The 21545-nt window shown below is 35.7% G+C and carries 20 protein-coding genes; 8 read left to right on the forward strand and 12 right to left on the reverse strand.

Annotated features, from left to right (window positions below; translation table 11 throughout):
• Positions 1-4 precede the first annotated feature (4 nt).
• Together ACQVD9_RS01215 and ACQVD9_RS01220 are read right to left on the reverse strand one after the other, a co-directional pair.
• Positions 5-727 carry a DUF3142 domain-containing protein gene (locus ACQVD9_RS01215; RefSeq protein WP_264747089.1) on the reverse strand — a complete coding sequence of 241 codons (723 nt, stop codon included), beginning with the start codon at positions 725-727 and terminating at the stop codon, positions 5-7.
• Entirely contained in the window at positions 697-2916 is a 2220-nt protein-coding gene (locus tag ACQVD9_RS01220) for a PA5441 family protein (RefSeq protein ID WP_264747090.1), read from the reverse strand. The genes ACQVD9_RS01215 and ACQVD9_RS01220 overlap by 31 nt, the downstream gene beginning before the upstream one ends.
• Before the next feature lie 199 nt (positions 2917-3115).
• On the opposite strand from ACQVD9_RS01220, the gene ACQVD9_RS01225 reads away from it, so the two are divergent.
• Entirely contained in the window at positions 3116-4309 is a 1194-nt protein-coding gene (locus tag ACQVD9_RS01225; protein WP_264747091.1) for an MFS transporter, read from the forward strand.
• Between the two features lies 1 nt (position 4310).
• On the opposite strand, the gene radA is transcribed toward ACQVD9_RS01225, so the two are convergent.
• Positions 4311-5672 (reverse strand): DNA repair protein RadA, encoded by a 1362-nt coding sequence (radA, locus tag ACQVD9_RS01230; protein WP_264747092.1) that lies wholly within the window; start codon positions 5670-5672, stop codon positions 4311-4313.
• Positions 5673-5779: 107 nt separating this feature from the next.
• Here radA and mscL point away from each other — a divergent pair, with 107 nt between their 5' ends.
• Complete coding sequence (mscL, locus tag ACQVD9_RS01235) at positions 5780-6190, forward strand: large-conductance mechanosensitive channel protein MscL (protein ID WP_264747093.1); 411 nt, start codon at positions 5780-5782, stop codon at positions 6188-6190.
• A gap of 30 nt (positions 6191-6220) precedes the next feature.
• Here the strand turns inward: mscL and ACQVD9_RS01240 are convergent, their stop codons facing one another.
• Entirely contained in the window at positions 6221-6967 is a 747-nt protein-coding gene (locus ACQVD9_RS01240; RefSeq protein ID WP_264747094.1) for an SDR family NAD(P)-dependent oxidoreductase, read from the reverse strand.
• 181 nt (positions 6968-7148) lie between these two features.
• On the opposite strand from ACQVD9_RS01240, the gene ACQVD9_RS01245 reads away from it, so the two are divergent.
• Genes ACQVD9_RS01245 through ACQVD9_RS01265 form a run of 5 tightly spaced genes read left to right on the forward strand, consistent with a single transcriptional unit; the run spans position 7149 to position 12459 of the window.
• Complete coding sequence (locus tag ACQVD9_RS01245) at positions 7149-8234, forward strand: ABC transporter ATP-binding protein (protein ID WP_264747095.1); 1086 nt, start codon at positions 7149-7151, stop codon at positions 8232-8234.
• 30 nt (positions 8235-8264) lie between these two features.
• Positions 8265-9299: an ABC transporter substrate-binding protein gene (locus tag ACQVD9_RS01250; RefSeq protein WP_264747096.1), complete on the forward strand. Its 1035-nt coding sequence runs from the start codon at positions 8265-8267 to the stop codon at positions 9297-9299.
• Between the two features lie 40 nt (positions 9300-9339).
• Positions 9340-10371 carry an ABC transporter substrate-binding protein gene (locus tag ACQVD9_RS01255; protein ID WP_264747097.1) on the forward strand — a complete coding sequence of 344 codons (1032 nt, stop codon included), beginning with the start codon at positions 9340-9342 and terminating at the stop codon, positions 10369-10371.
• 11 nt (positions 10372-10382) lie between these two features.
• Entirely contained in the window at positions 10383-11630 is a 1248-nt protein-coding gene (locus ACQVD9_RS01260) for an ABC transporter permease (protein WP_264747098.1), read from the forward strand.
• A 1-nt stretch (position 11631) separates the two neighbouring features.
• Entirely contained in the window at positions 11632-12459 is an 828-nt protein-coding gene (locus ACQVD9_RS01265) for an ABC transporter permease (RefSeq protein ID WP_264747099.1), read from the forward strand.
• Positions 12460-12462: 3 nt separating this feature from the next.
• Here ACQVD9_RS01265 and ACQVD9_RS01270 read toward each other — a convergent pair whose 3' ends face one another.
• Positions 12463-13143, reverse strand: coding sequence for a phytanoyl-CoA dioxygenase family protein (locus tag ACQVD9_RS01270; protein WP_264747100.1), 681 nt, complete (start codon positions 13141-13143; stop codon positions 12463-12465).
• A gap of 122 nt (positions 13144-13265) precedes the next feature.
• Here ACQVD9_RS01270 and ACQVD9_RS01275 point away from each other — a divergent pair, with 122 nt between their 5' ends.
• Positions 13266-14615 carry an OprD family porin gene (locus tag ACQVD9_RS01275; protein ID WP_264747101.1) on the forward strand — a complete coding sequence of 450 codons (1350 nt, stop codon included), beginning with the start codon at positions 13266-13268 and terminating at the stop codon, positions 14613-14615.
• Between the two features lie 58 nt (positions 14616-14673).
• Here ACQVD9_RS01275 and ACQVD9_RS01280 read toward each other — a convergent pair whose 3' ends face one another.
• From ACQVD9_RS01280 to ACQVD9_RS01310, 7 genes are all read right to left on the reverse strand, one after another.
• Positions 14674-15594 (reverse strand): MetQ/NlpA family ABC transporter substrate-binding protein, encoded by a 921-nt coding sequence (locus ACQVD9_RS01280; RefSeq protein ID WP_264747102.1) that lies wholly within the window; start codon positions 15592-15594, stop codon positions 14674-14676.
• Positions 15595-15608: 14 nt separating this feature from the next.
• Positions 15609-16298, reverse strand: coding sequence for a methionine ABC transporter permease (locus ACQVD9_RS01285; RefSeq protein WP_264747103.1), 690 nt, complete (start codon positions 16296-16298; stop codon positions 15609-15611).
• Positions 16299-17039: a methionine ABC transporter ATP-binding protein gene (locus tag ACQVD9_RS01290; RefSeq protein WP_413774173.1), complete on the reverse strand. Its 741-nt coding sequence runs from the start codon at positions 17037-17039 to the stop codon at positions 16299-16301. It lies immediately after the preceding gene.
• Positions 17040-17216: 177 nt separating this feature from the next.
• Positions 17217-17621, reverse strand: coding sequence for a heme-binding protein (locus tag ACQVD9_RS01295; RefSeq protein ID WP_264747104.1), 405 nt, complete (start codon positions 17619-17621; stop codon positions 17217-17219).
• A 23-nt stretch (positions 17622-17644) separates the two neighbouring features.
• On the reverse strand, positions 17645-18949 hold the full coding sequence (argA, locus tag ACQVD9_RS01300; protein ID WP_264747105.1) for an amino-acid N-acetyltransferase: 1305 nt from the start codon (positions 18947-18949) through the stop codon (positions 17645-17647).
• 94 nt (positions 18950-19043) lie between these two features.
• Entirely contained in the window at positions 19044-20183 is a 1140-nt protein-coding gene (gene argE / locus ACQVD9_RS01305) for an acetylornithine deacetylase (protein WP_264747106.1), read from the reverse strand.
• A 2-nt stretch (positions 20184-20185) separates the two neighbouring features.
• Positions 20186-21544, reverse strand: a complete 1359-nt coding sequence (locus tag ACQVD9_RS01310) for a tryptophan--tRNA ligase (protein ID WP_264747107.1) — start codon at positions 21542-21544, stop codon at positions 20186-20188.
• Position 21545: the final 1 nt, after the last annotated feature.

Consider the following 21545-nt stretch of genomic DNA (forward strand, 5'->3'; position numbering starts at 1 on the left):
TTATTTAAGGGTTTTGTAGAAAAACTACATAACCCTTAAAATTTGGATTCTTTTCTAAGTATTTGGGTGCTTGCCATTCACCATTTTGAATAATACCAATTTTAAAAGGAATGGTTATAGCTTGTAGATTTTTCAAATATTGTTGATAGTTACTAATGGTGTGTTTACCTTGGTAGGTTTGGAATACAACTTCATCTACAATATTGGTTAATTGATTGATCAAAACAGGATCACCATTACTGCCCCAATCTAATAAACCTGTAATACTTAACTTATAGTTTTCGGGCAACCATTGTCTAACTTTAATTAGAAAATCTATATATTCTGCCAATTGATTGGTAGCTACATCAAAATCGATTTGGATACCGATTACTTTAATATCATTTGATTGCCATTGTTTTAATTGTTTACTAAGAATAGTAAGAGTATCTTCTGACCAGTTCAATGTGTGAGCACGATAAACTAGCCATAGTTGTTGATTATCAAGGGAATGAATAGAGTTACCTTGGCTAATAAAATGAGTTTTATTATTGTAATTAGAAACTATTTGTCCTCTTAAAAGGTAGATAGTAGAAGCATTATTTAAAACAGATTGCGAACGAATACCGCTCCATAACCAAAAAGCATCATAATCTTCTGCTTTTACCTTAGCAAAGCAAGGAAAACTAACTAGTAATAACCAAGCTATTACTAGTTTTACCAGTAAATAGGTTGCTGTTTTGCCCATAGTGTTTTTGCATATTTAGAATGTAGTAATTGGAACCATTCTTTCCGTTTAGTTAATGGTATATCTTGTCTATCACAATGATTATAGCCACCAGTAAAACAACGAATGGCTTTATAGAGAGCATAGGCTTTGTCTTCGTCTGTTGCTGTTTCATCATTAATAATGAATTGGTAACCCTTTAATCGTGAATATAAAAATTTGCCAAAATCTGTGGGATTATTTGTACCTAAACTACCTGTATTATTAGTATTATTTAAAGATGAAAAAAGCATATAACGAGGATAAGGTAATTGATAATGCTCACTAAACTCACCTAAACAATTTAATGCTTTACCATCAGTAGGATTTAGCTTTAATACATTAGCTAGAATAATAGGAGAAGGACAAGGATATTCTGAATGACTTGGAATAGCTTCAGAAAATAAGGTTAAATTAGTTTGGCCGTATTTGCTGATATTACCCAAATAAACTTCATCCAGTGTATTTTTAGAAATTAATAATGAATTATCCGTTAAAAAATCACTGTAATTTTGCGAGAGTAAGTCCTTATAAAGTAATAGATAAATCATCGTAGCTTTATCAAATTCTTGTAACTCATTATTAGTGAGTAATTGCTGTAACTGGCTACGATTAGCATTTTTTCTTAATAAAATATAACGTAATTGTGGTGTAGTAATGGGAGAGTATTTAGCAAAAACACTGTTTATTCTTGCTGTTTTTTCATAATTTAGGGCAAGACCTAATTCAACGAAAGGTTCCTGATAAGATTGTTTGGCCAGTTCTTTTAAAGATAACCATAGCTTTTCTGCTGCATATGCTCTAGAACTATTTTCTAAAGCCATAGTCCTTAATACTTGGCCACTAAACTGAAGTGGCGTAATTGTTATAGTTTTATCTTCTATAATCAATTCTGGAATAAGTGATAATACTTGCTCAGGATTAGTTTCTATATAGGTGTAATAAGTGGCTAATAGATAGTTATAAAGCTCAGGATTATTTTTGAAGGTATTTTGCTGTTTTTCCAAGTCTTCTAATTTTATTTGGTTAGATCTCATTTTAAGAAGATCATATACCACTAATAATTTTGGTGTTTGTGATAAAGAACGAACAGTAGCAGGATTACTGTTAAAGTAAACTTTATTATCAATTTCTAAAATAAGATCAGCAACAGAATATCTATTAGATGAGGTTAAATTAATATGCCTTCTAGGATTATCTAATAGATTTTCATAACTACTAGCTAATGCAACTTGATTACCTTGTAACCAATAAATACGTCTTAACAAAGCTATTGTCGAATTAGCATATTTGCCTTTTGGATAAAGTTTTAAGTAATTATTAAAAGCAGTACGACTTTTAATAATAGTGGCTTGATTAACTTTCTTTAAATCCAATTCAAACCAATTATTATAGGCAACAGCCTGTCCTTGATTAAGTAGCGTTCTAGCTATCATGTAAGTAGCCGCTTCTTTAACCCAAAGTTGGGCGGCTGTACTGGCAGTAGTAAAAAACTTTAAGGCAGAGGTGTAATCATTTTTATAAAAAGCATTAGCACCTTGTAGATAATTAGAGAAATGTCTTGCTGTAAAACTGGGATCAGCAGGAATAAATGAACTAATATCGGCTTTTGGATTATCAAATAATAGATAGCGAGCAAGTAGTAAATCTTTACGTTCTTGATCATTTAAACCATGAGTAGTAGCTATTTGTTCAATAAATTCAAGGGCAGGTGAAACTAAGAAATCATTATTATCAAGTAAAGAAGAGTTATTCATTACTTGTTCAATAAGTTTTTTAGTTTTGTCATTTAAGTTTGCTTTTACGCGTTTTACTTTGGTTTGATGAGTTCTTTGTAAATCATCTAAATAAGCATCATAAATAGTAAGTTCAAAGGGAATATGAGCAATGCCACTTCTAACCTCAGTAGCTAAATAAGGTGCTCTATTTTGGGGTGATGAAAGGGTTGCAAAAGTAGCTTTTTGTATATCAGTGTTATTTATTAATAAAATTAAGTTAGTACGGCTATCATTAAAAGGGCTAAGAAAAGGTAAATTACTACAAATATTGTTTTGTTGATTTATTAATGATAAAGAGTAGTCGCAGTAATTAATATCACTACTGGCCATAGCAATAAATGAGAAAAAGTTATTAAGTGCTAAGCAACAAAATAATAACTTTAGAAATTTCATAAAATAAAGCCTTAAATAAATAGGGTATTATAAAAATATAATTTATATAGAAAGCTAAATGAGTAAGCTATAATTAGCTATTAAATCCATTATTATTAATAGACTATTGTAACGATTAATGCCTATTTTTAACAGAAAAAAAGTTCTATAAGTAGACTTTTGTCCATTGTAGATTATTACTAATAGCAAGGCTTTAAGAATGGAAAAAACAATTTCAAAAAATAAACTCCTAACAATAGCAGGACTTGGATGGTTATTTGATGCAATGGATGTTGGCCTATTATCTTTTGTGTTAGCAGCTTTAGCAAAAGATTGGCAACTGACAGCAAAAACAATAGCGTGGATTGGTAGTGTTAACTCTATTGGGATGGCGGTTGGCGCATTTCTATTTGGTTTAATGGCTGACCGTTTTGGTCGACGTTTTATTTTTATTTTTACCTTATTATTATTCAGTATAGCCAGTGGTTTAACCGCATTTACTACAGGTCTAACATTATTTCTAATCCTACGATTTTTTATTGGTATGGGATTGGGGGGAGAGTTACCTGTTGCTTCAACATTGGTTGCTGAAAGTGTTGAACTTCATGAAAGAGGAAGAATTGTTGTTCTACTGGAAAGTTTTTGGGCGTTTGGTTGGATTGTAGCAGCGCTTATTGGTTATTTTGTTATTACTGATTATGGTTGGCGAGTGGCTATGTTATTAAGTGCATTGCCTGCGTTCTATGCAGTGTATTTACGATTAAATTTACCAGACTCACCTCGCTATACGGCACAAACCGTTAAACCTTCTATTATTCGCAATATTAAAATGATTTGGTCAGTAGAGTATAAAAAAGCCACTTTGATGCTGTGGATATTATGGTTTTGTGTGGTTTTTTCATACTATGGTATGTTTTTATGGTTACCTTCGGTGGTTATTTTAAAAGGTTTTGATTTAGTAAAAAGTTTTGAATATGTGTTAATTATGACATTAGCGCAGTTACCAGGTTATTTTACGGCTGCATGGCTTATTGAGAAAGTTGGTCGAAAATTTGTGTTGGTAACTTATCTAGTAGGTACTGCTATTGCCGCTTATTTTTTTGGAATAGCAAATACAGCGATGCAATTAGTGATAGCAGGAATGTTTTTATCATTTTTTAATTTAGGGGCATGGGGTGCTTTGTATGCCTATACCCCTGAGCAATATCCAACATTAGCTAGAGCGACTGGTGCAGGAATGGCAGCAGGTATTGGTAGAATAGGGGGAATACTAGGCCCCTTAATGGTGGGCTATATGGTAAGTTACCACTTTAGCCCAAGTATTATTTTTAATATATTCTGTTTGGTTATTGCCATAGGTGTTATTGCTGTACTTGTATTAGGTAAAGAAACTAAGCAAACAGAATTAACTTAAATCATTCAAATAAGGCTTCTAATGCCTGTTCTAAACGGGTAACGGCAATTATAGTTAAACCCTCAGGTGCTGTTTTAGGTGCATTAGCCTTCGGTACGATGGCACGTTTAAAACCGTGTTTAGCAGCTTCTTTTAAACGTTCTTGACCACTAGGAACAGGGCGAATCTCGCCTGATAAACCTACCTCACCAAACACTAATAAGTCATGAGCTAAAGGTCTGTTACGTAGACTGGAAATAACGGTAGCAAGTAATGCTAAGTCAGCAGCTGTTTCAAGTACTTTTACTCCACCAACCACATTAATAAATACATCTTGGTCGTAAGTAGGTACGCCACCATGACGGTGTAATACAGCTAATAACATCGCTAAGCGGTTTTGATCTAAGCCCAGTGTAACACGGCGAGGGTTGCCTAAATGACTAGTATCCACTAAGGCTTGTACTTCTACTAGCATAGGGCGTGAACCTTCCCATGTAGCCATTACTACACTACCAGGTACTTCTTCTTGGGTTCGACTTAAGAAAATAGCAGAAGGATTAGAAATTTCTCTTAACCCTTTATCTGTCATCGCAAATACACCTAGCTCATTAACCGCACCAAAACGATTTTTTACAGCACGTAATAAGCGTAAGCGACCATCAGATTCGCCTTCAAAGTAAAGTACCGTATCAACCATATGCTCTAGTACGCGAGGGCCTGCTAGCGCCCCTTCCTTAGTCACATGGCCGACTAAGAAAATAGCGGTATTATTTTGTTTAGCATAACGGGTTAATAGTGCGGCGCTTTCTCTTACTTGAGCTACACCACCAGGAGCAGATTGTAGTTGTTCAGTAAAAATAGTTTGAATGGAGTCGATCACCATTACTTTAGGATGTTCTTGTTTAGCAGTACTAATAATGGCTTCAATAGAAGTCTCAGTCATCACGCGTAGTTTATCTTCAGGTAATCCTAAACGACGAGCACGCATGGCCACTTGTTGTTGTGACTCTTCACCTGTTACATAGAGGGCAGGGTGGTAGTTGGCTATGTTACAAAGGGTTTGTAACAAAATAGTTGATTTTCCAATACCAGGGTCACCACCAATTAATACAACCGAACCATCTACTAAACCACCACCTAGTACACGATCAAGCTCAGAAGAATGGGTAGTAAAACGAGGCGTTTCCTCGGTGCTGACTTCAGCTAAGGTTTTTACCTGTGCGGCTTGTCCTGTCCAGCTACGGATAGTACTAGCCATCGGTGAATTATCAACAACGGTTTCTATAAGGGTATTCCATGCTCCACATTCAGCGCATTGTCCAGACCATTTAGGAAAAGTTGCACCGCACTCAGTACAGCCGTATAAACGTTTAGCTTTAGCCATACAGTCCTCATTTTAAATAGGTAAACTATTAAACAAAAGGGTTATTGTAAAGGATTATTAACTATAGCATTATAAAAAAATTAATTTTTAGTTGAGGAAGTATTTCTATGAGTTTACTGCAAGAATTTAAAAAATTTGCAATGCGCGGCAATGTTATTGATATGGCGGTTGGTATCATTATCGGTGCTGCGTTTGGCAAAATTGTTTCTTCATTTGTTGGCGATATAATTATGCCACCTCTTGGTATCTTAATTGGAGGGGTTGATTTCTCCGATTTGGCCATTACCTTGAAAGAAGCAGCTGATGGTGCGCCAGCAGTAGTATTAGCCTATGGTAAATTTATTCAAACGATAGTGGATTTTACAATTATTGCCTTTGCTATCTTTATGGGTATTAAAGCAATGAATAAATTAACCCATCATGAAGAAGAAAAACCAGAAGAGCCTGCTAAACCTACACAAGAAGAATTACTAGCAGAAATAAGAGATTTATTAAAAGAGCAAAAAGATAAAGTTTAGTAAAATCTGAAGCCTATCTTAATGATAGGCTTAAACGTGCTGTCCACCGTTAACATGAATTTCTGCGCCATTAATATAGGAAGCACCCGTTGTACAAAGGAAATAAATAAGGGTAGCGACTTCTTCAGGTTTGCCTAGGCGATGTAGAGGAATATCATGATCTACAATTTCTTGAGTGCCTGGTGAAAGAATAGAAGTATCAATTTCTCCTGGAGCAATGGCATTAACTCTCACACCATGAGGGCCAAAATCATGAGCCATTTCTCGGGTTAATGCGGCTAAAGCAGCTTTAGAAGTTGCATAAGCAACCCCAGCAAAAGGATGCACACGAGAGCCAGCAATAGAAGTAACATTAATGATATTACCCTTTGCCGCTTTTAATTCATTAAATAATCCTTTTGCTAATAATGCCGTAGAGAACAAATTAACATTAAATACATTAAGCCAAGTACAGTAATCTGTTTCTAGCACACCTAAACGTTCACCATTAATCCCTTTTGGAGAAATTCCAGCATTATTAACAAGTGCATGTAATTTACCATCGGGTAGTTTTTCTTTGATTAACTCTATTGTTTCGTCAAGGTTTTCAATATTTTCTAAATCTAAATTAATATGATTCTCTAAGCCTTGCGACCAAGGACAATCGTTATTCCAATTATTTCTTGCAGCAGTAATGACATTCCAGCCCGCAGCATTAAAATGTTTTACCGTAGCATGACCAATACCACGGCTTGCACCCGTTAATAGCAGTGTTTTTTTAGTAGTTGTGTCAGCCATAATTAGGTATCCAATTAAATGTAAGTAATTATCATTAATAACTATTGCTAATAAGTCAAGAGATGTTTAACTATAACGGCCTTAATATGCGATAATAGTAATGTTTTTTAAATAACAAAGTGTCATTATGGCACTGATTAACTAAACGTGATTAGTTAAAGAGTAAAAAGAGATTAATTATATGGTAGCAGTCTCTCACCCTTATGTGCATTTTCATAATGTCCAAAAGACTTATGATGGTGAACAACTGGTAGTAAAAAATCTTAATTTAGAGATAGAAAAGGGAGAGTTTCTGACTTTACTTGGGCCTTCGGGTTCAGGTAAAACAACGTGTTTAATGTTGTTGGCAGGGTTTGAGATGCCAACCAAAGGTGAAATTTTTTTAGAAAATAAGCCATTGCACACATTACCACCCCATAAACGTGATATAGGTATGGTATTCCAAAACTATGCTTTATTTCCTCATATGACGGTGGCAGAAAATTTAGCTTATCCTTTAAAAGTTAGGAAAGTAGCTAAAGCTGTAATAGCTGAAAAAGTAAAACAAGCCTTAGCAATGGTTAAGCTACAAAACTTGGCTGCTCGTTATCCAGCACAATTATCAGGTGGACAACAACAACGTATAGCGTTAGCTAGGGCATTAGTTTTTCAACCACAATTGGTATTAATGGATGAACCATTGGGGGCATTAGATAAACAGCTGCGAGAACAAATGCAGTTAGAAATAAGACATCTTCATAGAGAGCTAGGCGTTACTATTGTGTTTGTTACTCATGATCAATCTGAAGCATTAACCATGTCAGATCGGGTAGCAGTATTTAATGATGGCATTATTCAACAAGTAGATACACCACAAAAACTCTATGAACAGCCGTGTAATTCTTTTGTTGCTCATTTTATTGGTGAAAATAATGAATTACCTGGGATAGTGCTAGCGATTGAAAATAATACATGTCGAATACGTTTAGCTAATAATGCTGAGGTTATCGCTCGAATGGGAATACCATTAAGTGTTGGTGATGCTACTTCGCTATCAATTAGACCGGAGCGAGTGATCTTAGCGCAAGCAGAAAGTAATTGTTTAACGGGCATAATAGAAGAACTTATCTATCTAGGTGATCATGTTCGTGTTCGGTTAAAAGTGGCAGATAACACTGAGTTTACCGCAAAAATCCCTATTTCAGCTATGCAAAGTCATTGGACAGCAGGTGTTACAGTTCCTGTTAGTTGGTATGGTGAAGATGCTTGTGCACTTAATCCATTGTAAAAATCTATTCTTTTAAATAAGAGGTTTACTGTGATAAAGAAAATTTTAGCAGTTACATTGTTAACAAGCATTTTTATGCAAACCCAAGCAGAACCATTAACAGTTATTTCCTATGGTGGTTTGCATTTAAAAGCACAGGGTGAGGCTTTTTATAAACCCTATGAGAAAAAATACAATACTAAAATAATTACAGGCGAATACAACGGTGAAATGGCTAAAGTACGATCAATGGTCGATACTGGTCGCACCTCGTGGGATGTATTACAAGTTGAAACAGGTGATCTTTATCGAGGTTGTAGTGAGGGTTTATTTGAGCAACTTGATTGGTCAAATCTAAAGGTTGATGGTGAAAGTGATTATGTTGATGGATCGCTTTCCGAATGTGGCGCTGGCTTTTTTATCTGGTCTGTTGTGCTTGCTTATGATTCTTCTAAGCTCACTACGCCTCCTAAAGATTGGAAGGATTTTTGGGATGTTAAAAAATTCCCTGGTAAAAGAGCATTAAGAAAAAGTCCTATCCTTGCTTTAGAAGTAGCTTTGTTAGCGGATGGAGTAAAAACAGAAGATATTTATACAGTTTTAGCAACGCCTGAAGGCGTTGATAGAGCCTTTAAAAAATTAGATGAAATTAAACCTTATGTGCAATGGTGGGAGTCAGGTTCACAGCCGATGCAATGGCTAATTTCTGGTAATGTGGTGATGACCTCAGCCTACAATGGACGAGTTTATGATGCACAACAAGAGGGTAAACCAGTACAAATCGTATGGAATGATAGTTTCTATGATATGGATAGTTTTGCCATTATTAAAGGAACAAAAAATAAACAAGCGGCTGAACGTTTTATTGAATTAACTATGCAACCAGAAAATCAAAAAGTTTATTCAGAAGTAGCAGGTTATGGTTTTTCTAATAAGAAAACAGCAGAATTATTAGACGCCAAAACACTTGATCATCTATCTACTGCGCCTGAGCATATGAAAAATGCCCATAAATTAGATCCAGATTTTTGGATAGATTATGGTGAAACACTACAACAGCGCTTTAATGTGTGGGCTTCTGAGTAATATATGATTTGTTTAGTGTTATTAAGTGGAGCTTAGCAGGGTGATAAAAAGATTAATGTTTGTTGTTATCATGGGCTTATTAACAGCTTGTCAGCAACAAGATGATTCATTAACTGTTATCTCCTTAGGTGGGGTACATGCTAAAGCACAAAAGGTGGCTTTTTATAAACCTTTTGCAGAAGCAAACGATATTTCTATTATTGGTGGTAGCTATACAGGAGGCATGGCAAAAATTCGCTCGATGATAGAAACTAAGCAAATAGATTGGGATGTTGTACAAGTTGAAACACCTAATCTAATACGAGGTTGTAGTGAGGGATTATTTGAGCCCATAGATCAATTGGCCATAGGAAACACTAAAGATTTTATCAAGGGTAATTTTTCAGAATGTGGCGTCGGTTTTTTTAGTTGGTCAATTATTATTGCCTACAATATCGATAAACTCTCAAAAACACCTAAAACGTGGCAAGATTTTTGGAATGTTAAAGATTTTCCAGGTAATCGAGGTTTACAAAAAACAGCTATGATTGCTATGGAAGCAGCCCTATTAGCCGATGGTGTAGCACCAAATAATATTTATAAAGTATTAGCAACACCAGAAGGTATAGATAGAGCTTTTAAAAAATTAGATGAGATCAAACCTTATATTAAATGGTGGGAAAAAGGCTCACAGCCATTACCTATGTTATTGGCAGGTGATGTGGTAATGACAACAACCTTTAATGGCAGGGGCGTTATCGCTCAACAAGAAGGTAAGCCTGTTGGGCTTATATGGCACAATAGTTTTTATGATGTAGATAATTTTGCTATTGTAAAAGGTAGTCATCATAAAGAGCTAGCAGAAAAGTTTATCGCTTTTGCTGTATCTGCTGAACCACAAAAAGAGTTTTCAGAATACTCTAGTTATGGTTTTGTTAATAACCATACAATACCCATCATTAATGCGGAGTTACTTAAACAATTACCCAATAATCCAGATACTATGCAACATTCTTATAAAATTAATGCTAATTTTTGGGTTGAACAAGGCGAACCATTAGAACAACGTTTTAATGTTTGGGCTTCTCAATAGTGGAATTAGTAATGGAACAAACTGTAAAACATCAAAAAAGGCTAAAAAAACGACTTAATAAATCAGGTCGTAAAAAACGTTGGGTATCCCGTTTATTAGTCATGCCTGCTATTGCTTTTTTAGTTTTTTTCTTCTTAATTCCATTAGGTGATATTCTTTGTAAAAGTGTTATTAATCCAGAAATTCATAAAAATTTACCAGCCACACTAGAAGCATTAAAAAATTGGGATGGTAAATCAACACCTGATGAAGATGTTTTTAAAGCATTAGTGAATGACTTACGAGAAGCTAGAAAACAAGGTGTGGCAGGTGCAATTGGCAGACGTTTAGGTTATGAGGATGATAAATATAGAGTAATGATAAGTGCTACATTGCGTAGACTACCTGCACAGCATGTAACAGATATTAAAGGTGCTGTTATAAAAGCTTCACCTTTATGGCAAGAACCTAGTACATGGCAAACGATACAATGGGCATCAACTACTTTAACCAGCCGTTACCTATTACAATCTTTTGATTATAAAATAGATCCACATACAGAAAAGTTAACACCTATTACTATTAAGATCCATAATGAAGAAGTGGCTAATTACCATGTAAAAATATTATTTCGTACTTTATGGATGGCTTTTGTTATTACATTCTTTTGTGTGTTAATAGGTTATCCTTTAGCTTATTGGTTGTCATGCCAGCCAACAAAACGAGCTAATTTATTTTTGATTTTAGTGTTATTGCCTTTCTGGACATCATTATTAGTAAGAACTACAGGTTGGTATATTCTATTACAATCGAATGGCTTGGCTAATTACCTATTACAGTTTTTAAATATAGTGGATCATCCAACATCCTTTATTCCAGGACGTTTTGCCGTTTATATTGCAATGATTCATATTTTATTACCTTTTATTGTATTACCCCTTTATGCAGTGATGAGGGGAATTTCCTCTAGCCATTTACGAGCAGCTATATCACTAGGCGCACACCCTGCTTATGCTTTCCTTACAGCTTATGTTCCACAAACCTATGCAGGGTTAAGAGCAGGTGTTTTACTGGTATTTATTATGTCTATTGGCTATTACATTACACCTGCTTTATTAGGTGGTCCGGCTGATCAGATGATTAGTTATTTTATTAATTACTATACTAATGAAACCAATAACTGGGGCTTAGCAGCCGCTTTAAGTGTGCAACTAATGGTAATAGTAATTGTACTCAGTTGGATATACAGTAAAATCTCTTATAGAAGACGGAAAGCCTAAAATGTTTAGACATTATTATCGTTCTACTAACTGGAAAATAGGTCGTTTTTTATTTAATGGCTTTGCTGTATTAGCATTAATATTTTTGATTACGCCTGTATTGGTTATTATTCCACTTTCATTTAATAAAAGTTCTTTTTTAACTTATCCAATAGATGGTTTTTCATTAGATTGGTATAAAGCATTTTTTGCCTCAGAGGCTTGGATAGGAGCGTTAGAAAATAGTTTTATTATTGCACCTGTTGCTACTTTATTTGCTACTGTATTGGGAACATTTGCGGCAATAGGTGTAGCTAAAAATAAATTTAGGGGCAAAATACTGTTTATGAGTATTATTATGTCGCCGATGGTTACTCCTATTGTGATTATCGCTGTAGGACTTTATTTTTTCTTTGCACAACTTAAATTAACTAATAGTTATTTTGGGCTTATTTTAGCTCATACTGTACTAGGTATTCCTTTTGTGGTTATTACAGTGAGTGCAGCGTTACGTGGTTATGATGAAAATTATTCACGAGCAGCCGCTAGTTTAGGTGCTTCTCCCTTTGTGGTTTTTCGAACAGTTACTTTCCCATTAATTGCACCAGGTGTTATTTCAGGGGCGTTATTTGCTTTTGCTACTTCTTTTGACGAGGTGGTTGTTACCTTGTTTTTAGCCAGCTCTAGTCAGCGAACGCTACCTATGCAAATGTTTAGTGGTATAAGAGAAAATATTGAGCCTACCATTGCTGCTGCTGCCACAATTATGTTGATTTCTTCTGCTGCATTACTACTAAGCATTGAGTATTTACGTCGTCGTAGTGATAGGTTACGTAAACCAACGCATTAGCTTTTATATGGTGAATAAAAAAGGTATCTCTTTTGTTAGCTTATTAGGTACGAATAAGAAATGTAAAACACGCCGACCATTAGCCTCTTTCGCCTTTGATGATGAATGTAAAATAAGTGGCCGCATAATAACAGCTCCTCCTGCATTAACAATACATTCTTGCTCGTCTTTTTGATCCCTAATAGTTATCCAATCTTTTTCTGGTATACGTCCAGCTTGATGGGTTCCAGCAACAACTTTTAATGGTCCATGTTGTTGGTGACAGTCATCTATATGTAATCGAACAGCAACGATTTGTTCTAAAATAGAAGAAGGGGGTTGTACAAAAAGAAAACCTTGTTTTTCTGACCAACCCGTAAAACCTGTTTCATTAAGATGCTCTTTGACAGGTATACTCAGGTCTTGATGCAAAGGCACTAACCAGTTCTTTGCTGATGATTTTCGAAAAAAAGTACACTGTATGGTTGAAGGCTCTTTAGGCAATATGGGGGTTAATAAAGGATGTTTCTTGAGTTTATTAGCTAAATTTTTACACCAGTCTTCTGTTAATAATTCTCTACTACCAGCACCATCCATATTAATAGCATGTAATTCTTGTTCAATGGCTGTTAGTTCTTCAACGGTTAATATTGATTCTATTAGTAAATAACCATTCTTATTGAAAAATTGTTGTGATGTTTTCATAAAGTTAATCCTTTACATTTTTGTATAAGCATAATTATTAAGATTATGTATAATAAGATTCAGTTATAACAAAATGTGTCTTAAAAAATAATAGTTAACTAGACTTTGGGAGTCCTCTATAAATGCAGCCATCCAAAAAAGGTGTCTTACTAGTAGCCGCCTGTTTAGCTTTTCCGCCGTTTTCATTTGCTAGCGAACAAAGTGAGAGTAAAGGATTTATTGAAGATAGTAAATGGAATGCTCATGTTCGAAGCCTTTATTTTAGTCGTGATTTTAAAAGTAGTCATTATACTGGCCAGAGTAAACGTATGGCATGGGGACTTGGCTTAAGTACAATTTTTGAGTCTGGGTTTACTGAAGGTACGGTTGGATTTGGTTTTGATGCGTGGGGATTACAAGGTATTCGTTTAGATGGTGGTAGAGGCCATGCTAATGCTGCGATGGATGTTACTCCTGTAGGGGACTCAGGGCGTGCAGCTCATGATTGGAGTCAGCTTGGTGGGGCTGTTAAAGCAAGAATATCAAATACAACGATTAAATATGGTAATCAGTTTGTAAACTTGCCTGTTTTAACAACGGATTCTACAAGGCTATTACCAGAGTCCGTGACGGGTACTTTGATTACAAGTAAAGAAATTGAAAATCTAGTCATTCATGCTGGGCACTTTACTGCTATAAGTGGTGCTCATAGTACAGGGCATGACAACTCAGGCTATCCAAATGCTTATTTTGTTGGTATGAAACGTTTAGATTTAATAGGCGGTATTTATCAGTTTACAGATAATTTTAGTTCTAGCCTCTATTATGCTTGGAACGAGGATATTGCTAAACGTGCTTATGGTAATTTGAACTACACTTATCCCATTGATAAAAAACAAAGTGTAAATTTCGATTTTAATATTTATCATACAGACTATGATAAAAAATATGTGCGTCGTACCAGTAATGGTGATATTGATAAGAGTATTAATAATACTACATGGAGCTTAGCTGGTAAGTATACTTATGATGCTCACTCCTTTATTTTAGCCTATCAACAATCACAAGGTGGTTGGTATGGCCATGGTTTTGACTATGGTTCAGGCTATGGTACTAATGATGGTGGTAGTACTATTTGGTTAGCTAACTCTTATGAGTCAGATTTTAATGCTAAAGATGAAAAATCATTGCAGGTAAGTTATGAGTTAAACGGGGCAGGTATAGGTGTTCCAGGTTTAGCTTTTAAATCAGCTTATGTGTATGGCTGGGATGCTGATACTGCTGGTTATAGTGGTGGTAAAAAGGGTAAGGAAAGAGAGTTATTTAACCAAGTTTCTTATACTTTCCAAGAAGGACCCACTAAAGATTTATCATTAAGATTACGTACTTCATTCTATAGGGCGACTAATAAATTCTCTTATGGGGATAATAATGAAGTTCGTGTTTATGTGGACTATCCATTAGATTTAATGGCTCTTATTAGAAAACAGTAAAACATAAATAATAAAAAAAGCCCTTCATTTGAAGGGCTTTTTTATAGTAAGCAAATAATTATTGAGTGACTTTAGTTTCTTTTGGGGCTTCTTCTTGCTGTTTTTCTTCAGACTTTACAGCATTTGTTTGTTCATTCCAATTAGCAGGCCATTTGTATCCAGCAAATGTTTTATGAGAGTAAGCTTTAAACTCATCAGAATTATAAGCAGCAATAATATCTTTTGCCCAAGGGGTATTAATATCTTTAGTACGTATTACACCCCAATTAACATAAGCAAAACTAGGCTCTTGGTAAAGAGCTGTTGTTAAATCCACACCAGAACTTACGGCATAGTTACCGTTGATAATAGCAAAATCTACATCATTACGAGCACGAGGGATTTGAGCAGCCTCTAATTGTACTAACTTAATCTCATACTTATTTTCTTGGATATCGCGTTCAGAGGCAGTTAGTGGGTTGATATTATCTTTAAGCGTTACCCATCCTAACTCATCCATCATTACTAAAGCACGAGCAAAGTTGCTAGGATCATTGGGTACAGAAACCGTCATGCCTTGTTTAGCTTCATCTAGTTTTTCTAAACGACCAGAATAGATGCCTAGTGGAGCTGTAGGCACTTGGAATACAGGTGTTAAATCTAACTTTCTTTCTTCTTTAAAGGTATCTAAATAAGGCTTATGTTGGAAAATATTTACATCAATACTTCCTTCGGCCAAAGCAAGATTAGGTTGTACATAATCAGTAAACTCAGTTAGTTTAACTTCATAACCTTTTCTTTCTAAGATAGGTTTGATAGAAAATTTAACCATATCACCAAAATCACCCACAGTAGTACCAAAAACAATAGTTCTTTTTACAGTTGATTCAGCACTATGAGAAGAATGATCTTCTTGTTTTTTATCACCACAGCCAGCTAAACCTAAGCAAGCAGCTAAGAGCCCAGTACTTAAAACTTTTAAGACAATATTATTTTGCATTATTATATCCAACCTTAACGTTTATCGAGTTTACGAGTAACAAGATTACCCAATGCTTGTATCATAATAACAATAACTGATAGTAAGATAACAACAGCTACCATCACATCTGTTTGATAACGATTATAACCATAACGAATGGCTAAATCACCTAGACCACCACCACCAATCATACCTGCCGCAGCACTATAAGAAAGTATACTAATGATTAGTACGGTGGTGCTGGATACAATTCCTGCCCTAGCCTCAGTAATTAAAACACGAAAGATAATAGTGGCATTAGAAGCTCCCATTGCTTGGGCTGCTTCAATAATTCCTTTGGGGATTTCCCTTAAACTTTGTTCGACCAATCGAGCAAAATAAGGGATAGCAGCAATAGATAAAGCTACAGAAGCAGCATAAGGACCAATGCGAGCACCTGTTAATAATGTTGAGAAAGGACTAATAGCGACCATTAAAATAACAAAGGGGAAAGCCCTTAAGAAATCTACTAATGTACCTAATGTTTTATTAAACCATTTATTTTGCCATAACTGATTGGTACTAGTTAGGTGTAAACAAACACCTATTGTTAGGCCAAAAACCACAGCCACTATTGTCGAAATAGCAACCATAATAAAAGTTTGCTGGCTAGCTAACCAAATCTCACTTCTTATGGACCAGATATTCTCTAAATAATAGAGGAGACCAGAGCTATACTCCATTTATAAATCCTCAATTAATTTTGTAGCAAGTTCAGAGTTAGCTAAAATTTGTTTGTCTTTAACTTCAGCAATTTCAACGAGTTGACCATGTTCCATCAGTGCTGCACGATTACATATACTGCGAATTACTTGCATTTCATGAGTAACAATAACAATAGTGACATTAAAACGTTGGTTAATATCTTTTAGGCAGTCTAAAACACTACGGGTAGTAAAAGGATCTAAGGCACTGGTTGGTTCATCAGCTAAAATAACATGTGGACTAGGTGCTAAAGCACGAGCAATACCGACACGTTGCTTTTGTCCACCAGACAGTTGAGCAGGATAATGGTTAATACGATCTTCTAAACCAACAATAGCTAAACATTCTTTTACCCGTTTGGTAATTTCTGTTTTTGACCAACCAGCAATTTTTAAGGGAAAGGCTACGTTATTAGCAACTGTTAAATTGCTTAGTAAATTAAATTGCTGAAAGATCATTCCAATATTTTGGCGTGCTTTACGTAATTGTGGGCTTGGTAATCTGGTGAGGTCTTGCCCGTCAACTTCTACCTTACCACCATCAGGGCGCTCTAACAGATTAATCAAGCGCAATAAAGTAGATTTACCAGCCCCAGAAAAACCAATTAACCCAAAAATTTCGCCTTGATCGATAGTAAGAGAGGTAGGATGTACTGCATCAAACCACTGTCCCTTTTCAGGATGGGCATAACGCTTGTAAACCTGATCCAATACAATCATTTAATAAAAAACTCCATACCGTGCTTAGCAGGTATTTAAAAAAGCATTCTTTAGGGAATAAAGTAACTGATTACAAACTAATGGGGAAATAGTTTTCAGTTATTTCTATATAAATAATGTTCAAAATCCCATTATTATATAATGAAAACCAAGTAAAATAATATGATAATTTAATAGCTAATTAAGAGCATTAGCCCCTGCTTTAGCTACTTGAGCGTCTTGAAAGGATTTAGCGCCTGATACACCAATAGCACCAATAACTTGCCCTTCATAGATAATAGGTACTCCACCTTCCAATATGGCGGAAAGCACGGGTACTGTCATAAATGAGTTACGACCATCGTTGATGATATCTTCATAAGCTTTAGACTCTCTGCGGCCTAATGCAGAAGTGCGTGCTTTCTCCATCGCAATGTAAGAACAGATAGGCACGCAGTCATCTAAACGCTCTAATGCTAATAAATGACCACCATCATCAACTATAGCAATTGCCATAGCCCAGTTATTTTTTAATGCTTCTTCACGAGCAGCAGTTAATATTTTTTGCACCTCTTGTTGTGTTAAAACGGCTTTTGTTTTCATTGTATGACCTTGTAATTTTTATATTAAAGTACTTTTTCAAATACTTTTGAGTTACGTTGAAAGTTGTAAAGAGAAGCTCGAGCTGTAGGTAATCGATCAACACTACTTGGATTAAAACCACGTTCTAAAAACCAATGGGCTGTTTTTGTTGTGAGTACAAATAGTGTTTTTATAGTTTGTTGGCGCGCACGTGACTCAATTCTAGCCAATAGCAAATCTCCTTTACCATCATGACGATATTGTGGATTAACAGCTAGGCAAGCTAACTCTCCTGAGTCTGAATCTGAAATAGGGTAAAGCGCTGCACAGGCAATAATCATCCCTTCGCGCTCAATAACAGAGAATTGATTAATTTCTCTTTCTAGCACTTCACGAGAACGACGTACTAATATACCTTGCTCTTCTAAGGGACGAATTAACTCCATAAGGCCACCGATATCTTCAATGGTGGCTTCTCTAATGGTTTCAAATTGTTCTTGGGCTACTAGTGTTCCATTGCCATCGCGACTAAATAATTCTGCTAGTAAAGCGCCATTTTCAACATAGGAAACAATTTGTGAGCGTTGCACACCTTGCCGACAAGCTTCTACAGCAGCATTTAATAATTCTGCTTGGTAGTCATTGGCTAGCCTTGTAATATGGGGTAGGGCTTCATTGGGACGTAGTTCACGAATAAGTTCACCTTGCTCGTTGAAAATACCTTTTTGCTCACCATATAGAATAAGCTTGTCTGCTTGCAGTTTAATGGCAGTAGCCATTGCTACATCTTCGCAGGATAGGTTGAAAATTTCACCAGTAGGTGAATAACCAAGAGCTGAGAGTAATACAATATTTCTTTCATCAAGCTGGCGGATAATACCTTTACGATCAATTCTTCTTACTTCTCCAGTGTGTTGGTAATCAATACCATCTACCACACCAAGAGGCTTGGCAGTGACAAAATTACCACTGGTGACGCGTAGTCTAGAACCTTGCATAGGAGACGACGCTAAATCCATAGAAAGTTTTGCTTCAAAAATACTGCGTAGCCGTCCAACTACCTCAGTTACGCATTCTAATGTTGCAGCATCTGTAATACGTAAGCCTTTGTGATATTTTGGTGTAATCTGTTTCTCGGTTGTTTTTTTATTAATTTGTGGTCTTGAGCCATGTACTAAAACTAGTCGAACACCTAAGCTATGTAATAGTACTAAGTCATAAATAATATTATTAAAGTTAGGATGTTCTATGCCTTCACCAGGGAGCATAACAACAAAAGTGCCTTCCCGATGGGCATTAATATAAGGGGATGCTTGCCGAAGCCATTGTACGTAATCAAAATCAAACATAATAAGAACCTATTGTTAAAACGAAAAGAGTCAACTTATACCCATGAGTTAGTTCGTTTTATCGTCGTTTCACTGCTTTAGGCTCCTGATTAATTTATAAACAATAGTATGCTATTAATTGGCGTAATAATAAAGTATAAGGTTCAATTTGGGAAAGAGATAAGTATTCGTTAGGCTGATGGGCTTGATCAATTGAACCTGCCCCTAATACGATAGTGTCACCTGTTACTTGTTGAATATAGGGAGCTTCTGTAGCAAAAGCAACCGCTTCACTTTGATAACCAGTTAGTTTTTCAGCTAGTTTTACTAATTCAGAGTTAGCATTTTGCTCGAAGGCAGGTACATGACTAAATAAAGGATTGTATTCAACACTTATCTGATGCTGTTCTGCTATAGGTTTTAGTTTATTATTAATAGCCATTCTTAGCTCATCAGCAGACATATTAGGCAAGGGTCTTAAATCAAACTCCAAAGCACATTGCCCACAAATCCGATTAGGATTATCACCACCATGGATACAACCAAAATTTAAAGTAGGATAGGGCACAGTAAACAATGGATTTTGATATTGTTGCTGCCATTGTGTACGTAGTTTTATAAGCTCTGTGATTACATCATTCATTGCTTCTAAAGCATTATGGCCTAAAGCAGGGTTTGAAGAGTGTCCACTTTGCCCTAGTAATTCTATGCGTTCCATCATAATCCCTTTATGCAAACGAATAGGGCGCAAGTTAGTTGGCTCACCAATAATAGCCGCACGACCAAATTTTTGTTGGTTAGCTACTAATGCTCTTGCTCCACTCATTGAGCTTTCTTCATCACAGGTAGCAAGAATAAATAGGGGGTATTTAAAAGATTGTGTTAATAAGGGTTGAATGGCTTGAATGGCAATAGCAAAAAAGCCTTTCATATCGCAACTACCTAGACCATACCAGCGATTATCTGCCTCAAATAAATCTAATGGATTACTATTCCAAAGCGATTCGTCGTAAGGCACAGTATCAGTATGACCAGCTAATACTAAGCCACCAACTCCAGAGCCATATTGTGCTAATAGGTTATATTTGCCTTTAGTGACTTGTGTTATTTCACAAGTAAATCCCAGTTCTGTTAACCATGTAGCCAATAGATCAATAACAACTTTATTACTTTGATCTATATGGGCTTGGGTACAACTGACAGAAGCCGCTTGTAGCAACTGCCTAAATTGTTGTTTAAAACTGGGTAAGACCATTATTATTCCTGTTCTGCAAGTTCTTGTAGAGCTTGTTTTATTTCTTGAACAGTGGTTGCTAATTCGGCGTCAGTTGTATATTCAATACTATTGGCGATACGCTCATTATTCCAATAAATAATTAATTGTAAACCTTGCTGTATAATACCTATCTGTTCTGGGTTATTAATAAGTTGATTAGTAAGTTCACCAATTTCTTTAGGGTTAGCAAAACCTTTAGATAATAATAATTCTTCACCATTAGCAGCCATTAGTCGAAAATGGAAATTACCATCTTTTTCACGGAAGCTAACGAAACGAGCTGTCTTAGCTGATTTTTTCTTTTCAGATTTTGTAGTTATTAATTGCTGCTTAAAGCTGCGTAATCCCACAGATTCTCTTAACTCTTGTAAGAAAGGTATGGCTAGTTTTCTAGCTTTAGCAGCACCTGCTTGTAGGATTTCTTCAATTTTAGCAGGTTGATTAATAAGTTCTTGATAAAGTTCGCGAGGCTCTGCTAATTCATTATTAATCACAGTAAATAATTGCTGTTTAGCTTCTCCCCACGCTAAACCATCTTTTAATTCATTGTAGAAAGTGGTGGTTTGTTCTGGTGTGGCAAATGCTTTGTAAATAGTGAATAAATGGGAGTTGTCAGGATCTTTAGCTTCACCGGGTTGTTTTGAGTCAGTAACAATTTTTAAGATAGCCTCTTTTAATTGCTTTTCTGAACTGAACAAAGGAATTGTGTTGTCATAACTTTTGGACATTTTACGGCCATCTAAACCTGGTAGAGTGGCTACAGCCTCTTCAATTTGTGCCTCTGGTAAAGTAAATAGTTCCTTTCCTTGACCAAATAGCATATTGAAACGTTGCGCGATATCTCTAGCCATTTCTACGTGTTGTACTTGGTCTCGACCAACAGGGATTTTATGGGCATTAAACATAAGGATATCTGCTGCCATGAGTACAGGATAGCAAAAAAGCCCCATAGTAATGCCTGCATCTGGATCTTCATTTTGCTCTAAGTTTTTATCAACAGAAGCTTTATAAGCATGAGCTCGATTAAGTAAACCTTTGGCAGAAACACAGGTTAATAACCACATTAATTCAGGTATTTCAGGGATATCTGATTGGCGGTAAAAAGTTACTTTTTCAGGATTAAGACCACTGGCTAACCAAGTAGCAGCTAATTCTAAGCGTGATTTTTGAATACGTGCAGGATCATCGCATTTAATAAGTGCATGATAATCAGCTAGAAAATAAAATGAATCAACATCAGGCTGGCGGCTAGCCATAATAGCTGGACGAATAGCCCCTGCATAATTTCCTAAATGGGGAGTACCTGTTGTTGTAATGCCTGTAAGAACACGAGTTGTCATA

It is taken from the genome of Entomomonas sp. E7T21, from assembly GCF_058693955.1.